Genomic DNA, 25,290 nt, shown 5'->3' on the forward strand with positions numbered 1-25,290 from the left:
GCGTCCTTAGCTCAGCTGGATAGAGTACCTGGCTACGAACCAGGCGGTCGGAGGTTCGAATCCTCCAGGACGCGCCACCTTTAAGGTAAGTGATTACCCTGATGATTTAAGACTTTGTATTAAAGTTTAGAATGATCAAAACCCTGCGCGCTCATAGCTCAGCTGGATAGAGTACCTGGCTACGAACCAGGCGGTCGGAGGTTCGAATCCTCCTGAGCGCGCCATTTTATAAAACCTCGCAATTTAGCGAGGTTTTTTTATTTACAAATGCGTAGCATTTTTCCCATTTTAAATTTACAACTTATTGTTTTTATTCGTCAGTTCTCCTTTTATTAGCTTCATCTCAAATTTCATATCAAATTCCGATTAATCTATTCATATTCACTAAAAACGTATGAGTTTTTTAACTCAATTACATGACATTTTGTGATTTGTATGACGGTTCTTTCACTTGATTGCTCTGATTTGTCTAAAGACTCTTAAACAAAATTGACAATTTTTCACAAGTCGAGATAATCCTCTTGGCTTTGTCTAGATCGTAATTTTTTATCTCAGACAATTGCTGTCAGGATGACACAGAAAGGAAGCAACATGACAAATATTGGAAGCCTGCTTGTAGATGCGGCAACCCTGATGATTACAGGGATGGTCGTCGTATTTCTATTTTTAACCATTTTGGTTTATCTCGTTCGGTTAATGTCTAAATTGGTGCCGCAAGAAGTACCTCAACCGATAGCCAGTCCTAAAAAATCGATTCAACCCACCTCTGCTGCAGTTCACCCACGGGTAGTGGCAGCTATTTCTGCAGCTGTACATCAATACCGACATTCAGCTGCTAAGTCGTAAGAATTAAAAGGAGTTAATGAGCATGTCTAAAGCACTTGCTATTACCGATGTGGTGTTAAGAGACGCCCATCAGTCATTGTTTGCGACGCGTATGCGTCTTGAAGATATGTTGCCTATTGCGGCAGAGTTGGACAAAATCGGCTATTGGTCGCTAGAAACATGGGGTGGTGCAACCTTTGATGCGTGTATTCGATATTTAGGTGAAGATCCATGGGAGCGTTTACGTGCACTGAAAAAAGCAATGCCAAATACCCCGATGCAGATGTTATTGCGAGGGCAGAATCTGCTGGGATATCGTCATTATGCCGACGATGTGGTTGAGAAATTTGTTGAACGTGCGCACGCTAATGGTATGGATGTCTTTCGTATTTTTGATGCAATGAATGATGTGCGTAACTTTGAGCAAGCGATCAAAGCCACGGTCAATGTTGGTGCGCATGCACAAGGAACGCTCTCTTATACGACGAGCCCTGTTCATAATACTGAAACTTGGGTTGATTTAGCAAAACGACTAGAAGATCTCGGTTGCCATTCTCTTTGTATTAAGGACATGTCTGGGCTTCTGAAACCTTATGAAGCAGAAGAGTTGGTGTCACGCATCAAAGCATCGTGTGATGTTCCTTTGGCTCTGCACTGCCATGCAACAACCGGATTATCAACAGCAACGGCAATAAAAGCGGTAGAAGCTGGGGTTGATATTCTGGATACGGCTATTTCGTCCATGAGTCAAACCTATGGCCATACTCCTACGGAAACCGTGGTTGCTATGTTGCAGGGAACAGAGCAGGATACGCAACTTAACCTTGAACAACTTGCTCCTATCGCGGCTTATTTCCGTGAAGTTCGTAAGAAATATGCCAAGTTTGAAGGTCAACTGAAAGGTGTCGACTCACGAATCTTGATCGCTCAAGTGCCAGGTGGAATGTTGACGAATATGGAAAGTCAGCTGAAAGAACAAGGTGCTGCCGATCGTCTTGATGATGTATTGCAAGAAATTCCTCGAGTACGTCAAGATCTTGGTTATATCCCACTGGTGACACCTACTTCACAAATCGTCGGTACTCAAGCGGTCATTAATGTTTTAACTGGCGAGCGTTATAAAAGTATCACGAAAGAAACGGCAGGTGTTCTTAAAGGGGAATATGGTGCAACTCCAGCGGAAGTCAATCCAGCATTACAGGCTCAAGTTTTAGATGGTAGTGAGCCCATTATTTGCCGTCCGGCTGATTTGCTGCAAGCGGAAATGAATCATTTAACCGCGGAATTGTTAGAAAAAGCCAAGGCTGAAGGGATTTCATTAGCGGAAGATACGGTGGATGATGTCCTGACTTATGCTCTTTTCCCTCAAGTCGGACTTAAATTTCTGAAAAACCGTCATAACCCCAATGCATTTGAACCCGCACCGGGATCTGAAACGGTCGAATCTGCCGAAGCTCCAGTAGTAAAAGGTTCTGTACCGAGTATCGAAACCTACAGTGTCAAAGTTGACGGACAAGTTTATCAAGTAGAAGTGGGTCCCCAAGGCCAAATTAGCTCGGTGACCGCTAGTCAGTCTACAGCGACAACCTCTGCTCCTGTTCCGGCCTCAGCAGCTGAAGCTGTGCCCGCTCCTCTTGCTGGAAATATTTTTAAGGTTCAAGTTCAACCTGGAACTGAAGTGGTTGAAGGTGATGTGCTGGTTATTTTAGAAGCGATGAAGATGGAAACAGAAGTTCGGGCTGCGCGTAGTGGTGTTGTTCAAGAACTGCATGTTAAGGAAGGGGATGCAGTGACAGTCGGTGCGCCGATCTTAAGTTTGGCATAAGGGTGTAACATGGACGGATTATTGACCCTGTGGCAGGAAACAGGGATTGCTAACTTTGAGCTTGGCCAAATCATTATGATTTTTGTCGGCTGCGTATTGCTATTTTTAGCGATACGCAAAGGTTTTGAGCCTTTATTGTTATTACCGATAGGGTTTGGGGCCATTTTGGCAAATATTCCTAATGCTGGTTTTACTGAACCGGGTGGGTTGTTGTACTACGTGTACTACATTGGTATCGAATCGGGGATTTTTCCTTTGCTGATTTTTATGGGCGTGGGAGCAATGACTGATTTTGGGGCCTTAATTGCCAACCCTAAAACCTTGTGGCTAGGAGCCGCTGCGCAGTTTGGTATTTTTGCCACATTATTTGGTGCAATTATGCTTAACTATGTGCCTGGAATGGAGTTTTCGATGGCTGATGCTTCGTCGATAGCAATTATCGGTGGTGCTGATGGCCCAACTGCAATTTTCTTAGCGAGCCAACTTTCACCGAAGTTGCTGGGAGCGATTGCGGTGGCCGCATATAGTTACATGGCATTGGTTCCTATCATTCAGCCACCGATCATGAAAGCGTTGACGACACCACAAGAGCGACAGATCAAAATGGCGCAATTACGCCATGTTGGCAAAGCAGAGAAAATTATTTTCCCTATGTTGGTATTATTAATGGCGATTTTGTTTTTGCCATCGGCCACTCCACTGGTCGGGATGTTCTGCTTGGGGAATTTGATGCGTGAAGCGGGTGTGGTCGATCGTTTATCAAAAACGGCGCAGAATGAACTGATTAACATCGTGACTATCTTTTTAGGTCTTGGGGTGGGGTCAAAACTTCAAGCGGATCAATTCCTCAATATTTCTACTTTAGGTATTTTATTGCTCGGTGCTGTTGCCTTCAGTATTGGGACTGCTGGTGGTGTCTTAATGGCGAAGGTTCTGAACAAATTTTCTAAAGAAGATATTAACCCATTAATTGGCGCTGCTGGAGTTTCGGCTGTGCCAATGGCTGCGCGTGTTGTCAATAAAGTTGGTTTGGAGGCTAACCCACAAAACTTTCTATTGATGCATGCCATGGGACCAAACGTTGCTGGGGTTTTAGGTTCAGCTGTTGCGGCTGGGGTTTTATTGGCCTTAGTTGGTTAACTGGGCGTTAATTTTAAGGCTTATGGTTAACGACTAGTAATAAAATGGTATATATTCAAGGGGATGCTTCGGCATCCCTTTTTTCATTGCCAGCAATAGGGACCTAGAATATGGACAATAAGCAGATCGTCATTACCCAATTTGGTGGGCCAGAAGTGCTCGCGATTCAGTCATCCGTGATTCCTGAGCCTCTGGAAGGCGAAGTTCTGGTGAAGGTGGCTTTTGCGAGTATTAACCCTATTGATGTGAAGACTCGCGCTGGGCTTGGCTGGGCAGCGGCACAAAATAAAGATAAATTGCCATGGGTGCCAGGGTATGACATTGCTGGACAAGTGATAAAAGTTGGATCAGGTGTGACGACGTTAGCCGAAGGGATGAATGTGGCTGGGTTCATTGGATTTCCGATCCGTGGTGGTGGCTATAGTCAATACCTTTCTCTTCCGGAAAAAGAGCTCAGCATAGTTCCTGATTCCGTCACATTAGAAGCAGCGGCAGCATTACCTCTTGCAGGGCAAACGGCAGCACAAGCACTGAGTAAAGCCCAAATTAAAGAGGGTGAGCGAGTTCTTATTTTAGCTGGAGCTGGCGGTGTTGGGCATATTGCATTACAAATTGCATTGGCAGCGAAAGCGGAAGTATATACAACCTGTAGTGAAGCGAACCTTGATTATCTAGCGACTCTTGGGGCGCATGCGATAAACTACCAATTTGCACCAGTATCACAACGGTTAGAAGCTGTGGATGTCTTGATTGATTTGGTCGGAGGTGAGGCCGCATTAGATGCACTTAAGTGCCTTAATGATCATGCTCGTGTTGTGAGTGTGCCAACACTCAGTGCGGAATTGATCTGTGAAAAAGCGAAGATGTTAGGTTTTGAAGCTACAGGTATGCTGGTTGATCCTAACCCTGAACAACTGGATACCATGCTATATATGGTGAGTGTTGGGTTATTAAAGGTGGAAATTCAGCACATTTATTCTATGGATCACATTTGTCAAGCTCATGAGCAGATGGAAACTGGGCATACACGCGGTAAAATTTTACTTGATATGCAGAATTAGCCTTGTTTGATCTTTATTTTGCCCAAGGGGCTCAGTTTTTTTCAGATTCTGCGCTTTGGGTTTTATTTTCTGTCAGTTTTCTTAGTGCCACTCTTTTACCGGGTGGCTCTGAGGCGGCATTGATCGCCACTTTTGCGATTCAGACATTCTCTCCTATTACTATTATCGCTATTGCTACCTTAGGTAACACACTGGGGGGAATGACGAACTATTGGCTAGGTCGGTTGTTACCTAATCGAACTCAACAAGAAAAACAGGGTCATAAAGCATTACAATGGCTACATAAACATGGCTATTGGGCATTATTATTGAGTTGGTTACCTTTGATTGGGGATCCTCTTTGTTTAGCAGCTGGGTGGTTAAGAATGAAAAGCTTACCGGTATTGAGCATGATTATGCTTGGGAAGGCTTTTCGTTATGCCACGTTGGGTGCCTTTTTTTATGGTTTTTTCTAAGGAGTTGTGATGAAAAAACTTTGGGTAGGTGTGGTTGCACTTCTTACGCTATACGGTTGTTCATCTTCAAGAACATTACCATTTTTCTCATCTTTACCGGCGGGCGTCACGTTAATAGAGCAAGTGGATGCTAAGCCAGATAAGGTGATGATTCCTTATAGTAAATATCAGCTTGAGAATGGCTTGACGGTTATTCTATCACCGGATCATTCCGATCCTCTTGTGCATGTGGATGTGACTTATCATGTCGGTTCGGCAAGGGAAGAAGTGGGTAAATCAGGATTTGCTCATTTTTTTGAACATATGATGTTTCAGGGCTCTAAGCATGTTGCGGATCAAGAACATTTTCGTTTGATCACAGAAGCGGGTGGGGAGTTAAACGGAACCACGAATCGTGATCGAACGAATTATTTTCAAACGGTGCCATCGAACCAGTTAGAAAAAGTATTGTGGCTAGAGTCGGATCGTATGGGCTTTTTACTTGATGCCGTTTCTCAGCGTAAATTTGAAATTCAGCGGGATACGGTTAAAAACGAGCGAGCTCAAAATTATGATAATCGTCCATATGGTTTGATTTGGGAAAAAATGTCAGAAGCTCTTTACCCAGAAGGGCACCCTTATTCTTGGCAAACAATAGGTTATGTTGAAGACTTAGATCGAGTGGATGTAAATGATCTTAAAGCCTTCTTTTTACGTTGGTATGGGCCAAATAATGCGGTATTGACCATCGGTGGTGATATTGATGTCACTCAAACACTGGAGTGGGTGAACCGTTATTTTGGGTCGATACCAAAAGGCCCACAAGTGAAGAGTGCGCCAAAAGATCCTGCTCATTTGAAGCAAGATCGTTTCATTACTCTTGAAGATCGTATTCAACAGCCGATGGTTGTGATTGGCTGGCCAACAGCGTATCAGGGAGCTGAGCAACAAGCTTCTTTAGATACGTTAGCGCAAGTGTTAGGAAGTGGTAGCAACAGTTTACTTTATCAAAACTTAGTGAAAACGCAGCAAGCGGTCGATGCTGGCGCCTTTCAAGATTGTGCAGAGCTGGCGTGTACGTTTTATGTTTATGCTATGGCTCCATCAGGGAAGCCGTCACACTTAGCGCCGTTGTATCAAGCTTTGGTGGATACTTTACAACAGTTCTCCCAGCAAGGGGTGAGTGAGTCACGTTTAGAACAAATCACCGGACAGGCCGAAGCAAATGCGGTTTTTGCCTTGCAAAGTGTACGAGGTAAAGTGAGTCAATTAGCCAGTAATCAAACATTTTATGGTCAACCAGATCGAATAGAACAGCAACTGTATCAACTAAGATTGGTCTCTCCTGATTCCGTTAACCAAGTTTTCCAGCAATATATTGAACATCAACCGAAAGTCACATTAAGTGTGGTGCCAAAAGGGAAAGCGGAGTGGGCGGTTCATCGGGCGACATTTGTTACTCCGAAACGACAACTGCCGGATTACCAGAAAATTACCGAAGATCAGCTCGCGTATCGTCAGGTTAACGATGCATTTGATCGCTCAATAATGCCTGATGTCGCCCAACCGGTTCAGGCGCAGATGCCTCCTCTCTATGATTGGTATTTTGATAATGGGGCTGAGTTATTGGGTACGAAGATGACTGAAACTCCGACGGTGTTGATGGAGATTCGACTTCCTGCGGGAGAGCGCCATGTTGAGCTCGGAAAAGAAGGGCTCGCTAATTTAACGGCCGCTTTGTTAGAGCAAGATTCGGCGAAACGCAGTGTAGAAGAGATTCAGGCTGAACTCGATAAACTGGGATCTGTGATTCGTATCCATGCAGGAGCATATTCTACGAATGTTGTGATTTCTAGTTTGAAAAAGCATCTGCCAGAAACCTTAGCCGTGGTGGATGAGATGTTGTTAACCCCTGGGTTTAGTGAACGAGATTTTACCTTGATTCAACAACAAATGGCACAAGGCATCGTGTACCAACATCAGCAACCTAGTTGGCTGGCCTCCCAAGCCACCCGACAAGTGTTGTTTGGCCACTCAATTTTTGCTCGTTCAAGTGAAGGGACACAAGCTTCTATTGCCTCACTTACCTTAGACGATGTTCAGGCTTTCTATCGTCAACATTACACGCCAAATGGCGCACAGATTGTGGTTGTGGGGGATATTGATCGCCAAGAGGTCATAAAACAACTGTCATTTTTTGCCGCTTGGAAAGGTGAGCCAGCTCCGATGCTTCATCCACAAGTCGTCCCTAGTTTAGCCGAACAAAAAATCTATGTCGTCGATAAACCCGGTGCACCGCAAAGTGTGGTTCGTTTGGTTCGCAAAGGTTTACCTTTTGATGCGACTGGTGAGTTATATCTAAGCCAATTAGCTAACTTTAATTTGGCTGGAAACTTTAATAGTCGAATCAATCAAAATTTGCGTGAAGATAAAGGCTATACCTATGGAGCCAGTGGATATTTTTCTAGTAATAGAGAAGTGGGCGCAGTGATCTTCCATGCGCAAGTAAGGGCCAACGTCACGCTAGAAGCGATTAAGGAAATTAATCAAGAATTGGCGAATTTTAGTCAGCAAGGTTTAACGGAGGATGAGATGGACTTTTTGCGTCTTGCCGTTGGACAGCAAGATGCTTTGAGCTATGAGACTCCCTCTCAAAAGGCTCAACTTATTAGTCAGATTTTAACCTATCATTTGGATCGTGATTATTTACAGCAGCGTAATCAACTGGTTAATCATGTTGATAAAGCAACGTTGAATCAGTTAGCGAAGAAATGGTTTCAACCTCAGGATTACCAAATTATCGTGGTAGGGGATATGAAAAATTTAAAACCACAATTAGAAAAGTTAGCAATTCCTATAGAAGAGCTTGAAATCATCCGTTAGAGTACGCATATACCCAAGTAACTGCACAGGGAAAGGTATTCATTTGGCTGTTTCCTGCTCATAACGAGACACGATTGCACTCGATGAGTTGCACTAGGAAAAGTGAGTGAGTTACTCAACGCTAGGCCATGAAGGAAGCCATGGTCTAGCATTATTGTCTGCGAGTAACGAGTTACGCTCAGCTTCATTTCGAACCTAACCAATATAAGCGAATCTCATTTTGACTAATTTTGCTGCGCGACTTAAACGAGTTGCTAATCAACCTGAAGTATTCCAACAGTTCAGCCGCGGGGTTGAGCGTGAAACCTTACGATACACTCCAGATGGAGCCATTGCTCAAACCCCTCACCCTCAAAGCTTAGGCTCGCCTCTTACACATCGTTGGATCACTACCGATTTTGCTGAATCATTACTGGAATTTATTACGCCCGTTTCCCATGATGTCGATACTTTGATGGCTCAGCTTTCGGATGTACATCATTTTGCTCAAAGTAAGATTGATAATGAAAAATTATGGCCATTATCAATGCCTTGTTATGTGGGGTGTGAAGAGGATATTCAACTGGCTCAGTATGGTTGTTCAAATACTGGACGGATGAAAACGCTTTATCGTACAGGGTTGAAACAGCGTTATGGCAGCCTGATGCAAATTATTTCTGGGGTACATTTTAACTTTTCATTTCCAGAAATATTTTGGGATGCGTTATATGGCGAACAGTCTGAAGCACAACGTCAAGAGACAAAGTCTACGGCGTATTTTTCTGTGATTCGTAACTATTATCGCTTTGGTTGGTTGATCCCTTATTTCTTTGGTGCATCTCCAGCCTTATGTTCTTCATTTATTCAAGATCGTAAAACCGATCTCCCATTTGAGGCTATTGGAAAAACTCTTTATCTTCCTTATGCGACCTCATTACGTTTAAGTGATTTAGGCTACACTAATCATGCGCAAAGCGTATTGAAAATTGGGTTTAACAGTATTGATCAATACTTAACTGGGCTTAATCAAGCGATTCGAACCCCTTCGGAAGCGTTTGCTAAGATTGGCGTGAAAGTGAACGGAGAATACCGCCAACTCAACAGCAATATTCTACAAATTGAAAATGAGTTGTATGCGCCGATTCGTCCTAAACGAGTGGCTCAATCGGGTGAGAAACCATCGGATGCGTTAGCGCGAGCCGGGGTCGAATATATTGAAGTGCGCTCACTGGATGTGAACCCATTTAGCCCGATCGGTATTACTGAACAGCAAGTCCGTTTCTTGGATCTTTTCCTGACATGGACCGCATTATCCGATTCGGATCCGATGGATAATTGTGAATTGGAATGCTGGCGTGATAACTGGCGCAAAGTCGTATTAGAAGGCCGAAAACCAGGGCTTGAGCTACAAATTGGTTGTCATGGTGAAAAATTAACTTTAGCCGTATGGGCAAAACGTGTTTTTGCTGATCTGACGATCATTGCTGAGCAGATGGATAACGCAAATGGTGGCACCGCTTATCAAGAGGTTTGTCAACAATTAGCAGATTGGATTGATCATCCAGAAAAAACACTATCGGCTCAAATTCTTGAACAAACACACCTGCTCGGAGGGTTGGGGAAAGTTGGACGCTATTTGGGGGAGAAATACCAAGAAATAAACCTACAACATGCGTATCAGACTTACTCATCGTTGGTCATGGAGCAAGAGGTAACTCGCTCATTGGCGGCTCAACAGACGATCGAACAGCAGGAAACTCAGAGTTTTGATGACTTTCTGCAAACCTATTTTCGTTATATAGAAGAATAGCAGCACTGGGAATAAGAGAAATATCCAGTCAGATCGCTATTCTAATGTCAGTCGATTGATGTCAGGATAGCGATAGCATTCTCGGTTAGGGATGTATCCAAGGAGAGAAGAACATGCCATTACTAGACAGCTTTACGGTTGACCATACCCGCATGCACGCCCCTGCAGTACGAGTGGCCAAGGCTATGCAAACGCCAAAAGGCGATACCATTACGGTGTTTGATTTGCGTTTTACGTTACCCAATAAAGACATTTTATCTGAAAAAGGGATTCATACGCTGGAGCATTTATATGCTGGATTCATGCGGGATCACCTTAATAGCGATATTGTCGAAATTATTGATATTTCGCCAATGGGGTGCCGAACGGGTTTTTATATGAGCTTAATCGGTACACCGAGTGAAGAGCAGGTAGCCAGCGCATGGTTAGCTGCAATGAATGATGTACTTAAGGTGGAAAGCCAAGATAAGATTCCAGAGTTAAATGAGTATCAATGTGGAACGGCAGCCATGCATTCTTTATCTGAAGCAAAAGCGATCGCCCAGCAAGTTATTCAGGCGGGTATTCAAGTAAATAAAAATGATGAGCTTGCCCTGCCTGAAGTGATGCTTCAGTCATTAAAAGTCGATTGATTGATAAGGATAGAAAAAGGCTTGGTTATTGATAACCAAGCCTTTTTTATGAGAATAGGAAAGGTATTTATTTGCTCTTTTTCACTTTACGTGGGAAAACTCGTACCAGCTTGATTCGATTTTCTTCCAACTCAATAATTTCCATCGGGTGGCTTGCTACTTTCACACTTAAATGGCTTTCCGGGATCTCTTCAAGGTGTTCTAAAATTAAACCATTCAATGTTCTTGGACCATCGGTCGGCAGTTTCCACTTCAAACTCTTGTTGATATCTCGAATATTCGCACTGCCTTCAATTAAGAAACTGCCATCACCTTGTGGTGTGATTTCCTCTGCCAAACTGGGGGACATCGAGGTCGTAAATTCACCGACAATCTCTTCGAGAATATCTTCTAATGTGACCAAACCGATAATGTCGCCATATTCATCAACAATCAGTCCAATACGCTCTTTATTACGTTGAAACTTAAGTAACTGTACATTCAGTGGGGTGCCTTCTGGAATAAAGTAGACTTCATCTGCCGCTCGAAACAACGTCTCTTTATTGAATTCATTTTTTTCTAGCATCAAGCGAGCGGCTTCTCGCAAACGAAGCATGCCAACGGCTTCATCAATATTATCTCGATATAGGACAACTCGGCCATGTGGTGAGTGTGTTAACTGTCGGATGATGGACTTCCAATCATCATTAATATTAATACCGGTGATTTCATTTCGAGGAATCATAATATCGTTCACCGTAACATGCTCAAGATCGAGAATGGAGAGCAACATATCTTGGTGGCGACGAGGAATAAGGCGTCCCGCCTCATTGACTATAGTACGTAATTCATCGGAACTAAGTGGATCTTCTCCCCCGTGTTTTGCTCTTACACCGAGTAGGCGTAAGAAGCCATTCGTGATTAAGTTAACAAAAATCACTAAAGGGGCCATCAGCTTCATTAAGATACTGAGCACAATGCTGCTAGCGTATGAGACGCGTTCTGGATAGAGCGCCGCTAATGTTTTTGGAGTCACTTCTGCAAAGACTAATACCACTAAGGTGAGTGCCCCAGTTGCAATGGCAACCCCAATATTGCCATACAAACGCATTCCAATAATGGTGGCAATGGCTGAAGCAAGAATATTAACCAGATTATTACCGATTAAAATAAGGCCAATTAAGCGGTCTGGGCGGCCGAGTAACCGTTCAACTCGTTTGGCTCCTTTATGTCCGGTACTTGCCAAATGCTTTAAGCGGTAACGGTTAAGAGCCATCATGCCTGTTTCAGAACCTGAAAAGTAAGCTGAAATAACGATAAGACACGCGAGTAGCGCAAATAAGATACCCGTTGAGATGTCGTCCAAAACGCACTGTTTCCTTATATAGAATTAAAATGAGCGATCATGATTGACCTTAATTGAGAATAATTTCTCTGACAAAACGGCTGCCAAAATAGGCCAAGGTTAATAGTGTGGCCCCGGCAATTGCAAACCAAGTCACTTTACGTCCTCGCCAGCCTTTCTGATAATGTCCCCACAATAAAAGGGAATATACAATCCAGGCGATAAAAGACAAGATACCTTTGTGTGCTTTTCCTTGCGCAAACATATCTTGAACAAAGAGCAGGCCCGTCAGGAGAGTGCCAGTTAATAGTAGGTTACCTATCAAAATGATTTTAAAGAGCTGCCGTTCAACCATCATCAGTGGAGGAAGGTTTGGGTTAATGGATAAGCCTTTTTTCTTTTTTAATTTATAATCAAGCCAAGCCAGTTGTAGTGCATAGAGCGCCCCGATTGACAATGTTGAATAGGAAAAGAGAGCAAAAGAAATATGTACCATTAATTTCGGGTCATTTTCTAAATGGGTGATAAAGGTGCTAGGGAGAAAAGCAGCGAGGGATAAGTTGATCGCTGAAAAGCTATATACCACGGGAAGTAAAAACCACAAACGTGCTTTGAACATCGCTAAACTCATGACCAGAGCAATAATAAAGCTGATCAGTGATGCCACATTAAGAATGCTCAGATTTTGGCCTGAACCATGCAAAATTAACCCCACGAGTAACCAGGCGTGAAAAAACAGCCCCAATGTAGCACTAATAAAAACGGTTTTTGCTTTGACGCCAGTTTGATTGACCAGGCCCGGAACAATGGTTGCAATCGATAAAAAATATAAAGTAGCGGCAACAATAGCGATTAGGTTATCCATACTTGTCACAAAATTGGTTGCTCAATTGAAGAATTATACCCTGCTAAGGCTCAATGAGCTACGTTGGATCGTTATCGTTTTTAAGAGTTGAGATATTGAAATATAACCCAATCTTATAAAGAAACCTGCTCGTGACTCTGCAATGGGTATGCCTAGCCATTTGGCTAAGGTATACTCAAGCGTATTGATCGCCTAATCGCGAAGAGAAAAACATGTTTGAGAATTTAACAGATCGATTATCCAAAACGCTGAAAAATATCAGTGGTAAAGGTCGTCTTACTGAAGACAACATTAAAGAAACCTTACGTGAAGTCCGCATGGCCTTGCTCGAGGCTGATGTCGCATTGCCTGTGGTGCGTGAATTCGTTAGTCGAGTGAAAGAGAGTGCGGTTGGTGTTGAGGTTTCTAAATCCCTAACACCGGGGCAAGAATTTATTAAGATTGTCCGTCAAGAGCTAGAAGCCGTGATGGGGGCGGCGAATGAAGCCTTGAATTTAGCCGCCCAACCGCCAGCCGTAATTTTAATGGCGGGTTTGCAAGGCGCCGGTAAAACGACCAGTGTGGGTAAACTTTCTAAATTGCTTAAAGAACGCGATAAGAAAAAAGTGCTGGTGGTGTCTGCGGACGTGTATCGCCCGGCGGCGATTAAACAGTTGGAAACATTAGCCAATGATCTTGAGGTCGACTTCTTCCCCTCATCAGCTGATCAAAACCCTATTGATATAGCCACGGCTGCGGTCGAGCATGCTAAGAAGAAATTTTATGATGTATTGATCGTCGATACCGCAGGGCGCTTAGCGGTTGATGAACAGATGATGGGTGAAATTCAAGCACTGCATCAATCCATCAACCCTGTCGAAACCTTATTTGTGGTTGATGCTATGACTGGGCAAGATGCGGCGAACACCGCGAAAGCCTTTGGCGATGCATTACCATTGACTGGGGTTATTCTTACTAAGGTTGACGGTGATGCCCGTGGTGGTGCGGCGTTATCTGTTCGTCATATCACAGGTAAACCCATTAAATTCTTAGGTGTTGGTGAAAAAACGGATGCCTTGGAACCTTTTCATCCTGATCGTGTTGCTTCTCGTATTTTGGGAATGGGGGATGTGTTATCGCTGATTGAAGATTTGCAGCGTAACGTAGACCATGAAAAGGCTGAAAAGCTGGCGAAAAAATTCAAAGAGAAAAAGGGTTTTGATTTAGAAGATTTTCGTGAACAGCTCGGACAAATGCAAAATATGGGCGGTATGATGGGAATGTTGGACAAGCTTCCTGGTATGTCACAGCTTCCTGCCGGTGTGAAAGATAAAGTGGATGATCGGATGTTCAAACAGATGGAAGCCATCATTAATTCGATGACCATGAAAGAACGTCAGAACCCGGAGTTAATCAAAGGCTCTCGTAAGAAACGGATCGCGGCAGGTTCTGGAACCCAAGTTCAAGATATAAACCGATTGCTTAAACAATTTACCCAAATGCAAAAAATGATGAAAAAAATACAGAAGGGTGGCATGAAAGGCATGATGCGTAATATGCAAGGGATGATGGGCGGTGGTTTTGGTGGAGGTGGCTTCTTTGGCCGCTAAGCTTGGGCAAGAAACTTCAGAGAGACTTTATTTTCAGTATGATTTATCAAACTGCTAGCAAGCTCACAGTAATCACTGATGGGATTTGGTGGTGAAAAAGTAGCTAAACCCCTTGCAAAGCCTCGGAATAAGAGTAAAATTCCGAGGCTTTATTTTGGCACGAGACCCCAAACTGTTTTTAATCGAATAGTTTCTGGGGTTAATTTTATTTTTGAGAAAGCAAAGAGGACGACATGGTAACCATTCGTTTGGCACGTCACGGCGCTAAAAAGCGTCCATTTTATCAAATCGTTGTAGCAGACAGCCGCAACTCTTCAACTGGCCGTTTCATCGAGAAAGTAGGTTTCTTTAACCCTACTGCAACAGGTCAAGAAGAAGGCCTACGTGTAGATCTAGATCGCGTGAACCATTGGGTATCACAAGGCGCATCTTTATCTGATCGCGTAGCTAAACTAGTAAAAGACGCTCAAAAAGCGGCTTAATTCAATAGTGACTAGTTTATGTCGATGGAAGGCAAAAAAATAATGAGCAAGCAAAGCGAAAAGATTGTTGTAGGTAAGTTTGGTGCTTCTTATGGCATTCGTGGCTGGCTTAAAGTTTTGTCCTACACAGACAATGCTGAAAGCATTTTTGATTATAGCCCTTGGTTTGTTAACCAAAAGGGCGAATGGGTGGAATACAAAGTAGAAAGTTGGAAACGCCATAACAAAGGCTTGTTAGCAAAACTTCAAGGGCTTGATGTTCGCGAAGATGCAAACCTACTGACTAACTTTGAAATTTCAATTAACCCAGCGGCATTACCTGAATTGTCAGAAGATGAATTCTACTGGCGGGAATTGTTTGGCATGCGAGTGGTAACAACACAAGGTTATGATCTTGGTGAAGTTATCGATATGTTAGAAACTGGCTCCAACGATGTTTTGGTAGTGAAAGCAAATCTAAAAGATGCTTTTGGACAAAAGGAACGATTAATTCCGTTTCTTGAAGAGCAAGTGATCAAACAGATTGATCGCACCGCTCAACGGATCGAAGTTGACTGGGATCCTGCGTTTTAACTCTAAATCGATAAGGCGAAGAACACATGTGGGTTGGCATTATTAGCCTATTTCCTGAAATGTTCCGTAGCGTGACGGATTTTGGAGTAACAGGCCAAGCGGTAAAAAAAGGCTTATTATCTATTCAAAGTTGGAATCCTCGTGATTTCACCGACGACAAACGTCGAACTGTAGATGATAAACCGTACGGTGGTGGTCCTGGCATGTTAATGATGGTGCAACCTTTGCGTGATGCCATTCATGCCGCGAAAGCAGCCGCCCCGGGTAAGACGAAAGTGATTTATCTCTCTCCTCAAGGTCGAAAACTTGACCAGCAAGGAGTGGAAGAGTTGGCTAACAATGATAATTTATTACTCATTTGTGGCCGCTATGAAGGGATAGATGAACGTATTATAGAATCAGAAGTTGATGAAGAATGGTCAATTGGTGATTTTGTAATGACGGGTGGGGAAATCCCAGCGATGACGTTGATCGACTCTGTTTCTCGGTTTATACCGGGAGTCTTAGGCGATTTTGCGTCAGCAGAAGAAGATTCTTTTGCTAATGGCTTATTAGATTGCCCACACTATACGCGTCCTGAAGTATTGGATGGCAAAACAGTACCTTCGGTACTGATGTCTGGAAATCATCAGGATATTCGTCACTGGCGACAAAAACAGTCGTTAGGCCGAACTTGGCTAAGAAGACCGGAGCTCCTGGAAAACCTAGCTCTGACTGACGAACAGGAACAATTATTGGCAGAGTTTATCAAAGAAACTCATCACCAATAACCTATTAAATTTAGTATCAGTTTATTCTAGGAATTTTAAAAATGAGTAATATCATCAAGGCTCTAGAACAAGAGCAAATGAAACAAGACCTACCTAAGTTCGCACCAGGTGACACTGTTGTTGTTCAAGTTAAGGTAAAAGAAGGTGACCGTGAGCGTCTACAGGCGTATGAAGGCGTTGTAATCGCAATCCGTAACCGTGGTCTACACTCAGCATTTACCGTTCGTAAGATCTCTAACGGTGAAGGTGTTGAGCGTACGTTCCAAACTCACTCTCCAGTTGTTGATAGCATTGAAGTGAAGCGCCGTGGTGCAGTACGTCGTGCCAAATTGTACTACCTACGCGATCGCTCTGGTAAAGCTGCTCGTATCAAAGAGAAGCTTACTAAGAAATAATGTTAGAACTCGCGTTCTCATAGAAAACGGAGCCAGATGGCTCCGTTTTTTTATTCGTCAATTTTGAGGATAGCAGTTTGGTCGATAAAATTGAGAGGGGCTTATTCTCTGATATCTTCTGCGATAGTGACTGGTAGGGTAATTTCTTCACCTTTACGCAATAAGGTGAACTCGACCACACTACCGGGGCGTAAGTCGGTGACGGTATCCATCACGCTTTGTCGGCCATTAATTTTGTGCCCATCAATTTTCAAAATAATATCACGAACCATAAACCCTGCTTTTGCGGCTGGGCCATTGGGATCAACCCCTAAAACTACAATGCCACCAATATGTTCACTACCGAGTAACCGAGATGTGACAGAATTAATGTCCTGCCCATCAACCCCTATATAGCCTCGGATAACACGCCCATCAGCAATGATTTTCCCCATAATTTTATTGGCGAGTTCGAATGGGATCGCAAATGAAATACCATAGGTTTCAAGATCCGTGGCTTGCTGGAAAGACGCCGTATTAATCCCGACTAACTCACCTTGAGTATTGACTAATGCTCCGCCCGAATTTCCTTCATTGATAGCTGCATCGGTTTGGATAAAGGCTTGTCTTCCATCAGCACTGATGGATGAACGACCTGTCGCTGAAATAATACCAAACGTTGTGGTTTGCCCTAAGTTATAAGGGTTACCGATGGCTAAGACGACATCGCCCACTTTGGCTTGGTAGTGTGGGTTTTGTGGGATAACCGGTAAATTGTTACCTTCTATTTGTAATATAGCAATATCTGTGCGGCGATCTTGTCCGACTAATTGAGCGGCTGCCACGCGGCCATCTTGCAGCGCGACAATAATTTGATCTGCTTGAGCAATGACATGATAGTTGGTAATCAGGTAGCCTTTTTCATTTACAATGACTCCTGAACCTAGCCCTTGTGTTGACAGTTTGCTTCGGTCATTTTCGGAGTATTTTCGGCTATAGATATTGACAACAGCAGGAGCTGCTCGTCGCACTGCTTCATTAAAAGAGAGTTGTAATGAGCCTATATTGGTTGGAGCTTCACTGGGTTGGGGGAAAATATGTGAGCGTAAAGAGGGAACAGCAAGAATCACTACGATAGCAGCGAGCAGGCCAAACCCAACAGAGCGAACCAGAAATTTCAACATATTTTTCCCAAAATCGATAAATTAAGTCACAAGACGAGCTTAACCCATTAATGGGTCATGACGTCAATAAACACAGGCTAGTACAACCAATAACCCATCAGGCGTTATGTTATTCTCAACCCTCCTTGCTAGGCAGTCATAACCTAACATTGAGAGTGAAGAATAACATTGCCTTGAAAAATAACAAAAGGGCAGTCTCTCTGCCCTTTATTCGTTTTATTAATTTATAGATCCGTTAGCGAACAACAAGATAAATAGTACGATCACCTCGTTGAATATTAAGCGCTAATATGGAAGGAGACTGGTCCAAAATTTCTCGTAACTCAGCAATATTTCTGATTCGTTTACGGTTAACTCCGATAATAATGTCGTCTTTTTGAATTTGATAAGCCTCTGCCGGTGAACCTTTTTCAACTTGAGTGACTTTGACTCCTTGAATGGTATCACTTGCTGTCGTATTTGTTAGCTCGGCACCCGTTAGCCCTTGGTGTAGGCTTTCTGCTTTAGTTTTACTATTGGCTTGTTCATCTAATGTCACCTTGTAGGTCTTTTCTTTGCCATCTCGGATGACACCCAGTTTGACTTGCTTACCTGCACCTAAGGTTGCAATGGTGGCTCTTAGTTCAGAGAAAGTCTCTACTTTTCTACCATTAATTGAAACGATGATATCACCGGCCTTGAGGCCTGCTTTGTCGGCAGCGCTATCGGGAACCACTTGGCTGACAAAGGCTCCTTTACTGGATTCATACCCTAAGGCATCGGCAAGTTCAGAGGAAACTTCACCACCTTGTACCCCTAGCATACCGCGTTTTACTTCACCGAATTCTAAAATTTGGTCGGTAAGGTTTTTCATCATATTGGCTGGAATGGCAAAACCAATCCCGACATTGCCGCCATTGGGGCCTAGAATGGCGGTGTTGATACCGATCAATTCACCTTTGAGGTTAACTAACGCACCACCAGAGTTACCACTGTTGATCGCAGCATCGGTCTGAATGAAGTTTTCAAAATTCTCAATATTTAATCCACTGCGTCCAAGGGCTGAAATAATACCGGAAGTGACTGTTTGACCAAGCCCAAAAGGGTTACCGATAGCTACAGCAAAATCGCCTACCCGGAGTGTATCTGAGTCTGCAATTGGCATTTGAGTGAGAGACTTGGCTTTACTGAGTTTGAGCAGAGCAATATCAGCCATTTGATCGCCTCCCACCAGTTCGGCATCAAATTCTCGACCATCATGTAGCTGAACTCGAATTTTTTCTGCACCATTAATGACGTGGTAATTGGTGACCACATGACCTTTTTGGGCGTCAATAATAACCCCGGATCCTAATCCCCGAAATGGGCGCTCTTGGAGCTGCTCGGTAGGGAAGTCTGGACCAAAGAAAAAGCGAAACTGATCGGGAAGGCGCTGGCGAGAAACCTGAGTGCCTTCAACGGCAATGCTGACAACTGCTGGCGTGATTTTTTCCAGCATTGGCGCGAGGCTGGGCAACTGTTCACCTTGTACAGAGAGAGGTAACGCGGCACTGACCTGTAATGGGGTGATGAGGGAACTGAAGCTTAATGTTAATGCTGTTAAAACAAGCAAAGGTTTTTTCATCGTAACACTCCTCAATGGATTAAAGCCTGATGTCATTGATATGTGTCTTTCTATAAAAAACTTCAACAGGCTGAATGAGAGTTATGACTTAAAAACCTTTGCAAAGTTCATTGCTTTTGTTGAATCTTTGCGACCCTTTTTTAAAGAAACCTAGTTCGTTTTACTGCTAATAACCTCTGAAGAGTGAAGGATGGCTTTCTCTTCATTTTTTAGTAACCCCGTAGCACCTAAGGCATAATCTTTCGGGGGCTGATCTACATCTTCTTCATTACTTTCTGATGGTGGTGTGTCTTTATTCTGTTGTGCGATTTTTTTCAAGAACGGATTATCTTGCTCTGGCAGATTAGAAAGTAGGTCAGAGGAGGTTTTCGCCATATGCTGATACAGCTTGGTATAGTCTTTTCCTAGAGTATCGAGCATTTCAGCAGTATGAGCGAAGTGATCCGCCAACTCTTGACGTTGCTGCTCCATGGCAAATTTTGCGTTATCTAATTCTTTTTGTAGAGATTTCTGATTCTTATAGTGTGGTGTGGTAAGACGAGCAATGACAACCCCAACCACCATCCCCACTAATAGCCCGACAACGGCATATATCCAAGGCATAACGACTCCTTATTGTTGTTATTTAACATGTTTTTTACTGGCTGGTTACACATGCTTCAGGGACATGTTACTATGAGTGCTCTATTGGATAAAGCAAAATGCATGTGCGCTAGATGGCAGTTTCCACCCTTTATAGATGTAGTAGACAGTCATGACACCGAAACAACAATATGAAGAAGATTTAAAACGCTCAGGTTTTCAACAAGATGATGCACAAGCTCGAGCAGTCGAAGCTTTGGACTTGCTTTATCATCAGTTAATTGAGTTTTTTTCTCAACCAGTGGTAAGACCTTCCCTTTGGTTGCAATGGATCGGAAAAAAAACGCCGCCACTTCAAGTTCCCAAAGGGCTCTATTTTTGGGGGGGCGTTGGGCGAGGGAAAACGTATTTAATGGATACCTTTTTTGATGCGCTCCCCAGTGACAAAAAGATGCGAGTCCATTTTCATCGTTTTATGTACCGAGTGCACGATGAACTAAAATTATTACAAGAGGTGAGCGATCCTCTCGAATTGGTTGCGGATAAATTTAGTCAAGAAGCAACCGTAATTTGCTTTGATGAATTTTTTGTGTCAGACATTACCGATGCGATGATTTTAGCAACATTACTGCAAGCCTTATTTAAACGTGGGGTTGTGTTAGTGGCAACCTCCAATATTCCCCCACAAGATTTGTATCGAAATGGTCTTCAGCGAGCTCGTTTTCTTCCTGCGATTGACTTAATAGAAGCACATTGCCTCATTCTTAATGTTGAGAGTGGCATTGATTATCGTTTAAGAACCTTGACTCAAGCAGAGATTTATCACTATCCCCTTGATCAGAAAGCACAAGACAATCTGAACCATTATTATAACCAGTTGACTGATGCTAATAAGAGCTCACGGACTGAAATCGAGATTAATCACCGTCAGTTACCAGTTATCCATGCTTGTGATGGGGTTCTGTTTGCCTCCTTTGCCCAACTATGCCAAACCGCCCGTAGTCAAAATGATTATATTGAACTATCACGTCTTTATCATACGGTGTTATTGGCTGAGGTGATGCAAATGGGGCCATTATCTGATGATGCTGCCCGACGTTTTATCGCTTTGGTGGATGAGTTTTACGAACGTCACGTTAAATTGATTATCTCAGCACAAGTTCCGCTGGATGAATTGTATACAGAAGGACGACTCGGTTTTGAATTTAAGCGTTGTCAATCACGATTAATTGAAATGCAAAGCCATGATTACTTAGCAAAACCACATTTACCTTAATGGTGACCCCAAAAGGCATATAGGGAGAAATTTTTGTGATTTTACACAAAAAGAGGTGATTTTTTCTGCGCTCTTCTCTATAATCCTGCGACCCACCGTTACTGCAGGTCTTTTTAGGCCGAGAGTGCCATCCACTCGAAGGGGTGATGTCTGGGCTCTTAGACAGTGGGAGCAAATGTGCTCCTTTAAGTGTAAATTTTAATTAACGGGTTATTATTAGCATGAAAACTTTCGTTGCTAAACCAGAAACTGTAAAACGCGACTGGTATATTGTAGACGCTGAAGGTAAAACTCTTGGTCGTCTAGCAAGTGAAATTGCATCTCGTCTACGTGGCAAACACAAAGCTGAATACACTCCACACGTTGACACTGGTGATTACATCATCGTTGTTAATGCGGAGAAAGTTGCTGTAACTGGTAACAAGGCTAAAGACAAAATGTACCACCGTCACTCTGAGTTCCCAGGTGGCCTAAAATCTTTCAGTTTTGAAAAACTGATTGAACGTAAGCCTGAAATGGTACTTGAGCTAGCGGTTAAAGGTATGCTTCCACGTGGTCCTCTAGGCCGAGCTATGTACCGTAAGCTAAAAGTTTACGCTGGCGCTGAGCACAACCATGCTGCTCAACAACCAAAAGTACTAGACATCTAATTGGGGATTTCGGAAATGGCAGAGAATCAATACTACGGCACTGGCCGTCGCAAAAGCTCAGCTGCGCGTGTTTTCATTAAACCAGGCAGCGGCAACATCGTAATCAACAAGCGTAGCCTTGATGAATACTTCGGTCGTCCAACTTCTCGTATGGTTGTTAAACAACCTCTAGAGTTAGTTGAAATGACAGAGAAACTAGATCTATACATCACTGTTAAAGGTGGTGGTATTTCTGGTCAAGCAGGTGCTATCCGTCACGGTATCACTCGCGCTCTTATGGAATACGATGAATCTTTACGTCCTGCTCTACGTGCCGCTGGCTACGTTACTCGTGACGCTCGTTGCGTTGAACGTAAGAAAGTTGGTCTACGTAAAGCACGTCGTCGTCCACAGTTCTCTAAGCGTTAATCTTTTCAAGGTTATTGCTTTCCAACTTCGGTTGGAATTGTGGTTCAAAAGCCCGGTATTATACCGGGCTTTTTTGTTTCTTTTTTTTGAATATCCATTTGCTATCTGCAACATTTTGTTGCCACTCTGTATCGTTATTGAACCCATCTTCAGCATTATTTGTTTTTAGCCCTTCTTAATGGAGGCTTGAGATAAAAAACCTCTTTTGTGACCGCACATACGAATTATTTGATGAATGTTAATAAAAGGTAGCTTTATCTTGTCAAAAAGTGGGGTTTTATTTATCATTTGCTATCAAATAAATACAACTAATTAGTATTTTGTTAGCCATGCTCTTAATCGGAATAACAGCAATCCATAAGGAGCAAGTGGGAGAATGTCTGGATGAGCAATGCGCCTTTGAATAACGGTCGCAGACGGTTCTTAACGGCAACAACAGCAGTTGTCGGTGGTTTAGGAGCTGTTGCAGTGGCTGTGCCTTTTATTAAATCTTGGAACCCAAGTGCAAAAGCAAAAGCGGCAGGAGCCCCTGTCGAAGTTGATGTCGGTAAACTTGAAGAAGGGCAAATGGTTCGTGTGGAATGGCGAGGAAATCCAGTGTGGGTTGTTCGTCGTTCGAAAACGGTCGTTGATGGCCTGAAAAATCATGATAAACAGTTGCGTGACCCAAGCTCTCAAGAAGAGCAGCAACCAGATTATGCCCAAAATACGCATCGTTCAATTAAGCCTGAATATTTTGTTGCAGTAGGTATTTGCACCCATCTTGGGTGTTCACCCACTTATTTACCAGACTCATTTAATGAGCAAGTTAAAGGCGTTAGATCGGGCTTTTTCTGTCCTTGCCATGGCTCTAAGTTTGATATGGCAGGCCGTGTGTTCCAAAGTGTACCAGCGCCACTGAATCTGGTTGTTCCTAAGCATATGTATCTTAGCGAGACCAGAATTATTATCGGCCTAGATGAAACCGGGGAGGCATAATGCAAGCGCTACTTGATTGGGTGGAAAAACGCATACCGGCCATGAATGCGTATAAAAAACACCTTTCTGAATATCCGATGCCAAAGAACTTTAACTTTTGGTATCTATTCGGTTCTTTAGCCATGCTGGTGCTGGTTAACCAACTTTTAACGGGTATCTGGCTTACAATGAACTATGTTCCTTCCGGTGATGGTGCTTTTGCATCGGTTGAATATATTATGCGAGATGTCGAATACGGTTGGTTATTACGCTATATGCATTCTACCGGGGCATCGGCTTTTTTTGTGGTGATCTATCTGCATATGTTCCGCGGTTTGATTTATGGTTCATACCAAAAACCGCGTGAATTATTGTGGATCTTTGGCATGCTTATCTTCCTTGTACTGATGGCTGAAGCTTTTATGGGCTATTTGTTACCTTGGGGGCAAATGTCTTACTGGGGCGCACAGGTCATTATTTCTCTATTTGGTGCAATTCCGGTTATTGGGGATGATCTTACTTTATGGATTCGAGGGGACTATGTGATCTCTGGAGCGACGCTTAACCGTTTCTTTGCTTTACATGTCATCGCATTACCGATCGTATTACTGCTACTGATTGTATTACATATATTGGCTTTGCATGAAGTGGGGTCAAATAATCCAGACGGCATTGAAACCAAATTACCCAAAGGATCGATGGGTGAAGGTTATCAGCCTCAGTTTAAATTTCATGAATACTATACGAAGAAATACGACATTATTGACTCGATTCCTTTTCACCCTTATGGGACGGTGAAAGATCTTATTGGTGTCGCGGGCTTCTTATTCTTATTCTGTTATGTTTTGTTTTTTAATCCAGAGATGGGGGGGTATTTTCTTGAGCCACCTAACTTTGAAGCTGCTAACCCATTAAAAACGCCGGAGCATATTGCACCAGTCTGGTATTTCACACCATTTTACGCCATTTTACGTGCCGTTCCTGATAAGTTACTCGGTGTCATTGCGATGGGAGCATCAATTATCGTTTTGTTCTTATTGCCATGGTTGGATCGATGTAAAGTCCGTTCATATCGCTATCGTAGTAAGTTCCATTTGTTCAATATTATCCAGTTCACCATCAGCTTTATTGCTTTGGGGATGTTAGGGGCTTTACCCGCAACGCCAACATATACATTGCTGGCTCAGCTATTTAGCTTGGGGTATTTCATGTTCTTTGTTTTGCTGTTTTTCTACAGTAAAAATGAAGCAACGAAGCCATTACCAATAAGGGTGACATTCAAATGAAAAAATGGATTGTAATGTTGTTTGCACTGTTACCATCATTAGCGATGGCTGCCGGGGCTATCGTTCCTCTGGATAAAGCGCATAACGATTTACGTGATAAGGCTTCACTGCAAAATGGGGCGAAGCTGTTTATGAACTACTGTTTTGGCTGCCATGCCACACAATATCAACGCTATGAGCGGGTGGCGGATGATCTCGGCATTCCCCATGATTTAATGAGAGAGTATTTGATTTTTGATCCGCAAACCAAGATCGGTGAGCTCATGATCAATGCGATTCCTGAAAAATCAGCAGCACAATGGTTTGGTGCTCCACCACCAGATTTAACCTTGGTGGCTCGGGTTCGTGGTGTGGATTGGTTATATACGTATTTACGCTCTTTTTATGTCGATCCTAGCCGACCTTTTGGTGTCAATAATATCGTCTTTCCCAGTGTAGGTATGCCTCATGTGTTAGAAACACTACAAGGAACACCTGAGCCTATTTTTGAAACCCATATTGTCGATGGAGAAGAAGTTCAAACGGTGGTTGGTGTTAAGTCTAAAGGCAACGGTGAACTGAACCCAGAAGAGTATGATAATGCGGTTCGTGACTTGGTGAATTTCTTAGAATATTCCGGTGAGCCAGTCAAGTTAGAGAGACAAACACTCGGTTGGTGGGTGATGGGCTTTTTAGTCTTATTCGCCATTGTCGTGGTAGCTTTGAAGAAAGAGTATTGGCGTGATGTGCACTAATTATGCTATTATGCCGTGCTAATTCTCGATTCATCGAATCATCA

Annotated in this window: 24 protein-coding genes and 2 tRNA genes; 21 read left to right on the top strand and 5 right to left on the bottom strand. The window is 43.2% G+C overall.

Features of this window, described 5'->3' with window-relative positions; genetic code table 11:
* The 10 genes from EXA13_RS14910 to luxS all read left to right on the top strand — a co-directional run bounded on the left by EXA13_RS14910 (position 1) and on the right by luxS (position 10,589).
* Positions 1-77 (top strand) — tRNA-Arg (locus EXA13_RS14910).
* 70 nt (positions 78-147) lie between these two features.
* A tRNA-Arg gene (locus EXA13_RS14915) sits at positions 148-224 on the top strand.
* Between the two features lie 367 nt (positions 225-591).
* The gene (locus EXA13_RS14920; RefSeq protein ID WP_238133860.1) at positions 592-846 is read left to right on the top strand and encodes an oxaloacetate decarboxylase subunit gamma; all 255 of its coding nucleotides are present in this window, start codon (positions 592-594) and stop codon (positions 844-846) included.
* Between the two features lie 22 nt (positions 847-868).
* Positions 869-2,650 (top strand): sodium-extruding oxaloacetate decarboxylase subunit alpha, encoded by a 1,782-nt coding sequence (gene oadA, locus EXA13_RS14925; protein WP_238133861.1) that lies wholly within the window; start codon positions 869-871, stop codon positions 2,648-2,650.
* Positions 2,651-2,659: 9 nt separating this feature from the next.
* A complete protein-coding gene (locus EXA13_RS14930) occupies positions 2,660-3,790 on the top strand; it encodes a sodium ion-translocating decarboxylase subunit beta (RefSeq protein ID WP_238133862.1) in 1,131 nt (376 codons plus the stop codon).
* Positions 3,791-3,900: 110 nt separating this feature from the next.
* Entirely contained in the window at positions 3,901-4,851 is a 951-nt protein-coding gene (locus EXA13_RS14935; RefSeq protein ID WP_238133863.1) for an NADP-dependent oxidoreductase, read from the top strand.
* A gap of 2 nt (positions 4,852-4,853) precedes the next feature.
* Positions 4,854-5,306 (top strand): YqaA family protein, encoded by a 453-nt coding sequence (locus EXA13_RS14940; protein ID WP_238133864.1) that lies wholly within the window; start codon positions 4,854-4,856, stop codon positions 5,304-5,306.
* A 9-nt stretch (positions 5,307-5,315) separates the two neighbouring features.
* Positions 5,316-8,168, top strand: coding sequence for a M16 family metallopeptidase (locus tag EXA13_RS14945; protein WP_238133865.1), 2,853 nt, complete (start codon positions 5,316-5,318; stop codon positions 8,166-8,168).
* A 220-nt stretch (positions 8,169-8,388) separates the two neighbouring features.
* Positions 8,389-9,957: a glutamate--cysteine ligase gene (gene gshA, locus EXA13_RS14950; protein WP_238133866.1), complete on the top strand. Its 1,569-nt coding sequence runs from the start codon at positions 8,389-8,391 to the stop codon at positions 9,955-9,957.
* Between the two features lie 113 nt (positions 9,958-10,070).
* Positions 10,071-10,589, top strand: a complete 519-nt coding sequence (gene luxS, locus EXA13_RS14955; RefSeq protein ID WP_238133867.1) for an S-ribosylhomocysteine lyase — start codon at positions 10,071-10,073, stop codon at positions 10,587-10,589.
* Between the two features lie 67 nt (positions 10,590-10,656).
* Here the strand turns inward: luxS and EXA13_RS14960 are convergent, their stop codons facing one another.
* Both EXA13_RS14960 and EXA13_RS14965 read right to left on the bottom strand, forming a co-directional pair.
* Positions 10,657-11,934: an HlyC/CorC family transporter gene (locus EXA13_RS14960; RefSeq protein ID WP_238133868.1), complete on the bottom strand. Its 1,278-nt coding sequence runs from the start codon at positions 11,932-11,934 to the stop codon at positions 10,657-10,659.
* Positions 11,935-11,983: 49 nt separating this feature from the next.
* A complete protein-coding gene (locus EXA13_RS14965; RefSeq protein ID WP_238133869.1) occupies positions 11,984-12,778 on the bottom strand; it encodes a cytochrome C assembly family protein in 795 nt (264 codons plus the stop codon).
* Positions 12,779-12,990: 212 nt separating this feature from the next.
* On the opposite strand from EXA13_RS14965, the gene ffh reads away from it, so the two are divergent.
* From ffh to rplS, 5 genes are all read left to right on the top strand, one after another.
* Positions 12,991-14,367, top strand: a complete 1,377-nt coding sequence (gene ffh, locus EXA13_RS14970; protein WP_238133870.1) for a signal recognition particle protein — start codon at positions 12,991-12,993, stop codon at positions 14,365-14,367.
* A 233-nt stretch (positions 14,368-14,600) separates the two neighbouring features.
* Entirely contained in the window at positions 14,601-14,849 is a 249-nt protein-coding gene (gene rpsP / locus EXA13_RS14975; RefSeq protein ID WP_078925563.1) for a 30S ribosomal protein S16, read from the top strand.
* A gap of 18 nt (positions 14,850-14,867) precedes the next feature.
* Positions 14,868-15,422, top strand: coding sequence for a ribosome maturation factor RimM (gene rimM / locus EXA13_RS14980; protein WP_238133871.1), 555 nt, complete (start codon positions 14,868-14,870; stop codon positions 15,420-15,422).
* A gap of 26 nt (positions 15,423-15,448) precedes the next feature.
* Entirely contained in the window at positions 15,449-16,192 is a 744-nt protein-coding gene (gene trmD / locus EXA13_RS14985; RefSeq protein WP_238133872.1) for a tRNA (guanosine(37)-N1)-methyltransferase TrmD, read from the top strand.
* 41 nt (positions 16,193-16,233) lie between these two features.
* The gene (gene rplS / locus EXA13_RS14990; protein WP_238133873.1) at positions 16,234-16,587 is read left to right on the top strand and encodes a 50S ribosomal protein L19; all 354 of its coding nucleotides are present in this window, start codon (positions 16,234-16,236) and stop codon (positions 16,585-16,587) included.
* Between the two features lie 101 nt (positions 16,588-16,688).
* On the opposite strand, the gene degS is transcribed toward rplS, so the two are convergent.
* The 3 genes from degS to zapG all read right to left on the bottom strand — a co-directional run bounded on the left by degS (position 16,689) and on the right by zapG (position 19,956).
* The gene (gene degS, locus EXA13_RS14995; protein ID WP_238133874.1) at positions 16,689-17,750 is read right to left on the bottom strand and encodes an outer membrane-stress sensor serine endopeptidase DegS; all 1,062 of its coding nucleotides are present in this window, start codon (positions 17,748-17,750) and stop codon (positions 16,689-16,691) included.
* Between the two features lie 235 nt (positions 17,751-17,985).
* Positions 17,986-19,353: a Do family serine endopeptidase gene (locus tag EXA13_RS15000; protein ID WP_238133875.1), complete on the bottom strand. Its 1,368-nt coding sequence runs from the start codon at positions 19,351-19,353 to the stop codon at positions 17,986-17,988.
* 150 nt (positions 19,354-19,503) lie between these two features.
* Complete coding sequence (gene zapG, locus EXA13_RS15005) at positions 19,504-19,956, bottom strand: Z-ring associated protein ZapG (protein WP_238133876.1); 453 nt, start codon at positions 19,954-19,956, stop codon at positions 19,504-19,506.
* A gap of 151 nt (positions 19,957-20,107) precedes the next feature.
* On the opposite strand from zapG, the gene zapE reads away from it, so the two are divergent.
* The 6 genes from zapE (at position 20,108) to EXA13_RS15035 (ending at position 25,246) form a co-directional block, all read left to right on the top strand.
* Positions 20,108-21,211: a cell division protein ZapE gene (gene zapE / locus EXA13_RS15010; protein WP_238133877.1), complete on the top strand. Its 1,104-nt coding sequence runs from the start codon at positions 20,108-20,110 to the stop codon at positions 21,209-21,211.
* A gap of 221 nt (positions 21,212-21,432) precedes the next feature.
* Complete coding sequence (rplM, locus tag EXA13_RS15015; protein WP_238133878.1) at positions 21,433-21,861, top strand: 50S ribosomal protein L13; 429 nt, start codon at positions 21,433-21,435, stop codon at positions 21,859-21,861.
* Positions 21,862-21,876: 15 nt separating this feature from the next.
* Complete coding sequence (gene rpsI, locus EXA13_RS15020) at positions 21,877-22,269, top strand: 30S ribosomal protein S9 (RefSeq protein ID WP_238133879.1); 393 nt, start codon at positions 21,877-21,879, stop codon at positions 22,267-22,269.
* Positions 22,270-22,653: 384 nt separating this feature from the next.
* A complete protein-coding gene (petA, locus tag EXA13_RS15025; RefSeq protein WP_238133880.1) occupies positions 22,654-23,247 on the top strand; it encodes a ubiquinol-cytochrome c reductase iron-sulfur subunit in 594 nt (197 codons plus the stop codon).
* Positions 23,247-24,512 carry a cytochrome b gene (locus EXA13_RS15030; RefSeq protein ID WP_238133881.1) on the top strand — a complete coding sequence of 422 codons (1,266 nt, stop codon included), beginning with the start codon at positions 23,247-23,249 and terminating at the stop codon, positions 24,510-24,512. The genes petA and EXA13_RS15030 overlap by 1 nt, the downstream gene beginning before the upstream one ends.
* A complete protein-coding gene (locus EXA13_RS15035) occupies positions 24,509-25,246 on the top strand; it encodes a cytochrome c1 (RefSeq protein WP_238133882.1) in 738 nt (245 codons plus the stop codon). The genes EXA13_RS15030 and EXA13_RS15035 overlap by 4 nt, the downstream gene beginning before the upstream one ends.
* The last annotated feature ends 44 nt before the right edge of the window (positions 25,247-25,290 follow it).

The sequence above is a fragment of the Vibrio cincinnatiensis genome (assembly GCF_022113815.1).
GTDB classification, from domain to species: Bacteria; Pseudomonadota; Gammaproteobacteria; order Enterobacterales; family Vibrionaceae; genus Vibrio; species Vibrio cincinnatiensis_A.